This is a genomic window from Stenotrophomonas maltophilia group sp. Smal32, from assembly GCF_030237085.1.
GTDB classification, from domain to species: domain Bacteria; phylum Pseudomonadota; class Gammaproteobacteria; order Xanthomonadales; family Xanthomonadaceae; genus Stenotrophomonas; species Stenotrophomonas maltophilia_Q.
Map to the genome: position 1 here is coordinate 1 of NZ_JASJSI010000147.1, position 6650 is coordinate 6650.

A 6650-nucleotide genomic window follows, 5' to 3' on the forward strand; every position below is an offset into this window, starting at 1 on the left:
CCCCCCCCCCCCCCCCCCCCCCCCCCCCCCCCCCCCCCCCCCCCCCCCCCCCCCCCCCCCCCCCCCCCCCCCCCCCCGCGAGTTTATAAACAAGCAAAACGCGCAATCCTAGTTTGGGGGGGTGTGGGGGGGGGGTTTTTTTTTAAATGGCGGGGGGGGGGGGGGGGGGGGGGGGGGGCGGGGGGGCCGGCCCCGCGCCCCCGGGGGCGGGGGGGGGCGGGCCGGGGCCCGCCCCCGCCGCTACCTGGGCTCCGCCCCGGCTACCCCCGATTCAGGCTGTTCAGGCAGAATCCCCCCATACCCTTCCAGGATCTGCCCATGCGCGTTCTGCTGCTTTCCTCCCTGCTGCTCACCGTCACCGCCTGTACCTGGGTGCCGATCGAACCGGCCGGCAAGGCGACCCGCGTGCTGCCGGCAGGCCCGGTTCCGGCCGGCTGCATTGCCAAGGGCGAGGTGGTGGTGACCGTGAAGAGCAAGGTCGGTTTCTACAACCGCAACCCGCTGCGCGTGCAGGAAGAGCTGGAAACCTTGGCCCGCAACGAGGCTCCGAGTGCCGGCGCCAATGCCGTGCAGGCCGCCGCGGCCCCCGCCGATGGCAGCCAGCGCTTTGCTGCGTTCCAGTGCCCGCCGCGCTGAACGCTTCACCATACGGGCAAGGCTGAATTCGTAAAGATGCGGTGAAGGCCCCGGGGGTTATAGAATAGCGCCCCCTTTTGCCTGAGCCTTGGCGCTAACCTCGATGCTCTTCAAGAATGTCTCGATCGCCGGCCTGGCACACGTCGACGCGCCGCACACGCTGACGACCAAGGAAATCAACGAGCGGCTGCAGCCGACGTTGGACCGCCTGGGTATCCGCACCGACGTGCTCGGCGACATCGCCGGCATCCACGCCCGCCGCCTGTGGGATAACGGCGTGCTGGCGTCCGACGCTGCCACCATGGCGGGCCGCAAGGCGCTGGAAGACGCAGGCATCAATGCGACGCAGGTCGGCCTGCTGGTCAATACCTCGGTCAGCCGCGACTACCTGGAACCGTCCACCGCTTCCATCGTGTCGGGCAACCTCGGCGTCAGCGACGAGTGCATGACCTTCGACGTCGCCAATGCCTGCCTGGCCTTCATCAACGGCATGGATATCGCCGCGCGCATGATCGAGCGCGGTGATATCGACTACGCGTTGGTGGTGGACGGTGAGACCGCCAACCTGGTGTACGAGAAGACCCTGGAGCGCATGACCGCCCCGGACGTCACCGCCGACGACTTCCGCAACGAACTGGCCGCGCTGACCACCGGTTCGGGTGCCGCGGCGATGGTGATGGCGCGCTCGGAGCTGGTGCCGGACGCGCCGCGCTACAAGGGCGGCGTGACCCGTTCGGCCACCGAGTGGAACCAGCTGTGCCTGGGCAACCTGGACCGCATGGTCACCGACACCCGCCTGTTGCTGATCGAAGGCATCAAGCTGGCGCAGAAGACCTTCAGCGCCGCCAAGATCGCCCTGGGCTGGGCCGTGGAAGAGCTGGACCAGTTCGTGATCCACCAGGTCAGCCAGCCGCACACCGCCGCGTTCATCAAGAACTTCGGCATCGACCCGAAGAAGGTCATGACCATCTTCGGCGAGCACGGCAACATCGGCCCGGCCTCGGTGCCGATCGTGCTGAGCAAGCTCAAGCAGCTGGGCAAGCTGAAGAAGGGCGATCGCATCGCGCTTCTGGGCATCGGCTCGGGCCTGAACTGTTCGATGGCTGAAGTGGTCTGGTAAGCAGCCCGCTGCCTGACTCCCTGTAGAGCCGAGCCCACGCTCGGCTCACGCGCACAGCGCGGTTCTTCCGCGGCCTGACCGGAGAGCCGCCGAGCATGGCTCGGCGCTACACCGCGCCGCGATTCTTCCAAGGTGCTCCGCATGCGCGATCTTCCCGGTTACCCCGCCCACCCGCAGCGCTTCGAGGTCCGCCCCGGCCTGTCGATGAACTATCTCGACGAAGGCCCGCGCGACGGCGAGGTGGTGGTGATGGTGCACGGCAACCCGTCGTGGAGCTATTACTGGCGCACGCTGGTGGCAGGCCTGTCGGACACGTACCGCTGCATCGTGCCGGACCACATCGGCATGGGCCTGTCGGACAAGCCGGACGACAGCCGCTACGAGTACACGCTGCAGTCGCGTGTGGACGATCTTGATGCGCTGCTCAAGCACCTGGGCATCACCGGCCCGGTGACCCTGGCCGTGCACGACTGGGGCGGCATGATCGGCTTCGGATGGGCGCTGTCGCACCACGAGCAGGTGAAGCGCCTGGTGGTGCTCAACACCGCTGCCTTCCCGATGCCGGCGGCGAAGAAGATGCCGTGGCAGATCGCGCTGGGGCGCCACTGGAAGATCGGCGAGTGGATCATCCGCACCTTCAACGCCTTCTCGTCCGGTGCCTCGTGGCTGGGCGTGGAGCGGAAGATGCCGGCCGATGTGCGCCGCGCCTATGTGTCGCCGTACAACAGCTACGCCAACCGCATCAGCACCATCCGCTTCATGCAGGACATCCCGCTGTCGCCGGCCGACAAGGCGTGGTCGCTGCTGGAGCGTGCCGGCAAGGCGCTGCCGTCGTTCGCCGACCGCCCGGCCTTCCTCGGCTGGGGCCTGCGCGACTTCGTGTTCGACCATCATTTCCTGAAGGGCTTCCAGGCCGCGCTGCCGCGGGCCCAGGTGCATGCCTTCGAGGATGCCGGGCATTACGTGCTGGAAGACAAGCACGAGGTGCTGGTGCCGGAGATCCGCGCGTTCCTGGACAAGAACCCGCTGTAACCGGATGCGGGGTCGGATCCCTCTCGCAGAGAGGGCTCTGACCCCATCTGAGACGGAACCCTTCGGTAGCGCCGGGCCATGCCCGGCGTTGTCGTACATGGGGTCAGAGCCGTTTCCGTGCCGGAAACGGATCCGACCCCGCCGGTCACGCGGCGACCGGCGCCTGCGGCGGCGAAGACGGGCTGTTGCCGTTGTCGTCCGGATGGTCGTCGTCATTGTCCGCGTCATCGCGCCAGCGCCAGTCGGCCAGCGTCAACGGATCCAGGCCGTAGGCAATGCGCGCCTTGTCGCACTGCGGGCTGGCCTTGCCGTACTCCCACGATGCATCCACCTCGCGGCACACGCTGGGCCGGTTGGGGTGGATGGTGCAGCGTGAATACACGCCGATCTGCGCATCCAGCGCCACGCAGCGCACTGGCTTGGAATGGGTGCCGCGCATGCACAGGCGATGCGGGTCGAGCACCTCGGTCAGCTGGTGCGGTACGCCGCCGGGGGTGACCTCGTCCGATTCCATCCAGTGGAAGGCCACGCGGTACTGGGTGCAGCAGGCGCCGCAGGTCATGCAGGGATGTTGCATGGGCAAGCCGCCTCGGGCGGCAGTCGGAATCAGGAACGAGGGTGCGGATTTTCCACGAAGTGGGCCGCCGCGCAAGAAATTCCGTAAGCGGCGACAATGAACGGATGAACCGACCCTGCAATATTGCCGCCCGCTTGCCTGAACTGGCGCGTGAACGGCCCGACCAGATCGCCATCCGCTGCCCTGGCCGCCGTGGCGCCGGCAACGGCATGGCCGCTTACGACGTGACCCTGGACTACCGACAGCTGGACGCCCGCAGCGACGCCATGGCCGCTGGCCTGACCGGTTACGGGATCGGCCGTGGGGTGCGCACGGTGGTGATGGTGCGGCCGTCGCCAGAGTTCTTCCTGCTGATGTTTGCCCTGTTCAAGCTGGGCGCGGTGCCGGTGCTGGTCGACCCGGGCATCGACAAGCGCGCGCTGAAGCAGTGCCTGGACGAGGCGCAGCCAGAGGCCTTCATCGGCATTCCGCTGGCGCATGTGGCGCGGCTGGTGCTGCGCTGGGCACCGTCGGCGACCCGCCTGGTGACCGTCGGCCGCCGCCTCGGCTGGGGCGGGACCACGCTGGCCGCGCTGGAGCGCGCAGGTGCCAGCGGTGGGCCGATGCTGGCCGCCACTGACGGCGAGGACATGGCCGCGATCCTGTTCACCAGCGGCTCCACCGGCGTGCCCAAGGGCGTGGTCTACCGCCATCGCCACTTCGTCGGCCAGATCCAGCTGCTGGGCAGCGCCTTCGGCATGGAAGCGGGCGGGGTGGACCTGCCGACCTTCCCGCCGTTCGCCCTGTTCGATCCTGCGCTGGGCCTGACCTCGGTCATCCCGGACATGGACCCTACCCGGCCGGCGCAGGCCGACCCGGCGCGCCTGCACGACGCCATCCAGCGTTTCGGGGTGACCCAGCTGTTCGGCTCGCCGGCGCTGATGCGGGTGCTGGCGAAGCATGGTCAGCCGCTGCCGACGGTGACCCGGGTGACCTCGGCGGGTGCGCCGGTGCCGCCGGACGTGGTCGCCACCATCCGTAGCCTGCTGCCGGCCGACGCGCAGTTCTGGACGCCGTATGGCGCCACCGAGTGCCTGCCGGTGGCCGTGGTCGAAGGCCGTGAGCTGGAGCGTACGCGCGCCGCCACCGAGACCGGTGCCGGTACCTGCGTGGGCAATGTGGTTGAACCAAATGAAGTGCGCATCATCGCCATCGACGACGCGCCGCTGCCGGACTGGTCGCAGGCGCGCGTGTTGTCCACCGGCGAGGTGGGCGAGATCACCGTGGCCGGGCCGACCGCCACCGACAGTTACTTCAACCGCCCGCAGGCGACGGCGGCAGCGAAGATCCGCGAGACGCTGGCCGATGGCAGCACGCGCGTGGTCCATCGCATGGGTGACGTCGGTTACTTCGATGCGCAGGGCCGCCTGTGGTTCTGCGGACGCAAGACGCAGCGCGTGGAGACAGCGCGCGGACCGCTGTACACCGAACAGGTCGAGCCGGTGTTCAACACCGTCGCAGGCGTGGCGCGCACCGCGCTGGTCGGCGTCGGCGTGGCCGGTGCGCAGGTGCCGGTGCTGTGCGTGGAACTGCTGCGCGGCCAGTCCGACAGCCCGGCGCTTCAGGAAGCGCTGCGCGCGCAGGCCGCTGCACGGGTGCCCGAGGCCGGCCTGCAGCACTTCCTGGTGCATCCATCATTCCCCGTCGATATCCGTCACAACGCCAAGATCGGCCGCGAGAAGCTCGCCGTCTGGGCCAGCGCCGAACTGGAGAAGCGCGCATGAAGATCCTGGTCACCGGTGGTGGTGGTTTCCTTGGCCAGGCGCTGTGCCGCGGTCTGGTCGAGCGTGGCCACCAGGTGCTGGCGTTCAACCGCAGCCATTACCCGGAACTGCAGGCGATGGGCGTGGGCCAGATCCGTGGCGACCTGGCCGATGCGCAGGCGGTGCTGCACGCGGTGGCCGGCGTCGACGCGGTATTCCACAACGGTGCCAAGGCCGGCGCCTGGGGCAGCTATGACAGCTACCACCAGGCCAACGTGGTCGGCACCGACAATGTGATCGCCGCCTGCCGTGCGCATGGCATCAGCCGGCTGGTCTATACCTCCACGCCCAGCGTGACGCACCGTGCCACCCACCCGGTGGAAGGCCTCGGCGCCGACGAAGTGCCGTACGGCGAGGACTTCCAGGCCCCGTATGCGGCGACCAAGGCGATTGCCGAACAGCGCGTGCTGGCCGCCAATGACGCCGTGCTGGCCACGGTGGCGCTGCGCCCGCGCCTGATCTGGGGCCCGGGTGACCAGCAGCTGGTGCCACGCCTGGCCGAACGTGCACGGCAGGGCCGGCTGCGCCTGGTGGGCGATGGCAACAACAAGGTCGATACCACCTACATCGACAACGCCGCGCTCGCGCACTTCCTCGCTTTCGAGGCATTGGCGCCGGGTGCCGCGTGTGCGGGCAAGGCCTACTTCATTTCCAACGGCGAACCGCTGCCGATGCGCGAGCTGGTCAACAAGTTGCTGGCCGCTGTTGGTGCACCGACGGTGGACAAGGCGATCAGCTTCAAGACCGCTTATCGCATTGGCGCCATCTGCGAGCGCCTGTGGCCGCTGCTGCGCCTGCGCGGCGAACCGCCGTTGACCCGCTTCCTGGCCGAGCAGCTGTGCACGCCGCACTGGTACAGCATGGAACCGGCGCGCCGCGACTTCGGCTACGTGCCGCAGGTCAGCATCGAGGAAGGGCTGCGCAGGCTGAAGGCTTCATCTGCCGCATAGATCGCCATCACTGGTTGCACACCGCCAGATCGGGAGGATGGACCTACGCCATCCAACGGCCCGGACATCTGCGAGGAGCGCCATGCTGCATTACGCCGTCATATTTTTCGTCATCGCCATCATCGCCGCCGTGCTCGGCTTCTCCGGCATCGCTGGTGCTGCCAGCAACATCGCCTGGATCCTGTTCGTGATCTTCCTGGTGCTGGCGGTGATCTCGATGTTCCGCAAGCGCGGATAGCAGACCGCAGGGCAGGATCGGCCGCTGGCCGGCACTGTTCTTTCCGGTGGGGGGCGCCCCGGGGGGGGGCCCCCCCCCACTATTTTTCGGGCCCCCGCGCGGGCCGGTGATAAATATGCGCCGTGGGGGCCCTAACACAGCGGGGGGGCAACGCCCCCCGGCCCCCCGGGGGGCGCCCCCCCCACGCAAAAAACCCCCGTCATGCGGGTGTTTTACACCCCCCCGCCGGCCCCCCCGATTGGATAAAATAATTTTTTGGGGTTGACCCCCCGCCGGTTTTTATTTTTTTTTTTTT

7 protein-coding genes are annotated in these 6650 nt (G+C 68.3%); 6 read left to right on the top strand and 1 reads right to left on the bottom strand.

Annotated elements, in window-relative coordinates; genetic code table 11:
- Positions 1-318 precede the first annotated feature (318 nt).
- The 3 genes from QRO91_RS20765 (at position 319) to QRO91_RS20775 (ending at position 2788) form a co-directional block, all read left to right on the top strand.
- On the top strand, positions 319-636 hold the full coding sequence (locus QRO91_RS20765) for a DUF4156 domain-containing protein (protein WP_005407628.1): 318 nt from the start codon (positions 319-321) through the stop codon (positions 634-636).
- A 103-nt stretch (positions 637-739) separates the two neighbouring features.
- A complete protein-coding gene (locus tag QRO91_RS20770) occupies positions 740-1756 on the top strand; it encodes a 3-oxoacyl-ACP synthase III (protein ID WP_049429808.1) in 1017 nt (338 codons plus the stop codon).
- Between the two features lie 141 nt (positions 1757-1897).
- Positions 1898-2788, top strand: a complete 891-nt coding sequence (locus QRO91_RS20775; protein ID WP_049429807.1) for an alpha/beta fold hydrolase — start codon at positions 1898-1900, stop codon at positions 2786-2788.
- Positions 2789-2933: 145 nt separating this feature from the next.
- Here the strand turns inward: QRO91_RS20775 and QRO91_RS20780 are convergent, their stop codons facing one another.
- A complete protein-coding gene (locus QRO91_RS20780; RefSeq protein ID WP_029380125.1) occupies positions 2934-3365 on the bottom strand; it encodes a YkgJ family cysteine cluster protein in 432 nt (143 codons plus the stop codon).
- Between the two features lie 104 nt (positions 3366-3469).
- On the opposite strand from QRO91_RS20780, the gene oleC reads away from it, so the two are divergent.
- The 3 genes from oleC to QRO91_RS20795 all read left to right on the top strand — a co-directional run bounded on the left by oleC (position 3470) and on the right by QRO91_RS20795 (position 6355).
- Positions 3470-5128, top strand: coding sequence for an olefin beta-lactone synthetase (gene oleC / locus QRO91_RS20785; RefSeq protein ID WP_049429806.1), 1659 nt, complete (start codon positions 3470-3472; stop codon positions 5126-5128).
- Positions 5125-6117, top strand: a complete 993-nt coding sequence (gene oleD, locus QRO91_RS20790; RefSeq protein ID WP_049429805.1) for a 2-alkyl-3-oxoalkanoate reductase — start codon at positions 5125-5127, stop codon at positions 6115-6117. Before oleC ends, oleD begins: the two co-directional genes overlap by 4 nt.
- An 82-nt stretch (positions 6118-6199) precedes the next feature.
- Positions 6200-6355, top strand: coding sequence for a DUF1328 domain-containing protein (locus QRO91_RS20795; protein WP_049429804.1), 156 nt, complete (start codon positions 6200-6202; stop codon positions 6353-6355).
- Positions 6356-6650: the final 295 nt, after the last annotated feature.

Bases quoted from the DNA above. Each gene is read 5' to 3' on its own strand.
- QRO91_RS20765 (WP_005407628.1), top strand. From the start codon at position 319: ATGCGCGTTCTGCTGCTTTCCTCCCTGCTGCTCACCGTCACCGCCTGT.
- oleD (WP_049429805.1), top strand. From the start codon at position 5,125: ATGAAGATCCTGGTCACCGGTGGTGGTGGTTTCCTTGGCCAGGCGCTG.
- oleC (WP_049429806.1), top strand. From the start codon at position 3,470: ATGAACCGACCCTGCAATATTGCCGCCCGCTTGCCTGAACTGGCGCGT.
- QRO91_RS20770 (WP_049429808.1), top strand. From the start codon at position 740: ATGCTCTTCAAGAATGTCTCGATCGCCGGCCTGGCACACGTCGACGCG.
- QRO91_RS20775 (WP_049429807.1), top strand. From the start codon at position 1,898: ATGCGCGATCTTCCCGGTTACCCCGCCCACCCGCAGCGCTTCGAGGTC.
- QRO91_RS20780 (WP_029380125.1), bottom strand. From the start codon at position 3,365: ATGCAACATCCCTGCATGACCTGCGGCGCCTGCTGCACCCAGTACCGC.
- QRO91_RS20795 (WP_049429804.1), top strand. From the start codon at position 6,200: ATGCTGCATTACGCCGTCATATTTTTCGTCATCGCCATCATCGCCGCC.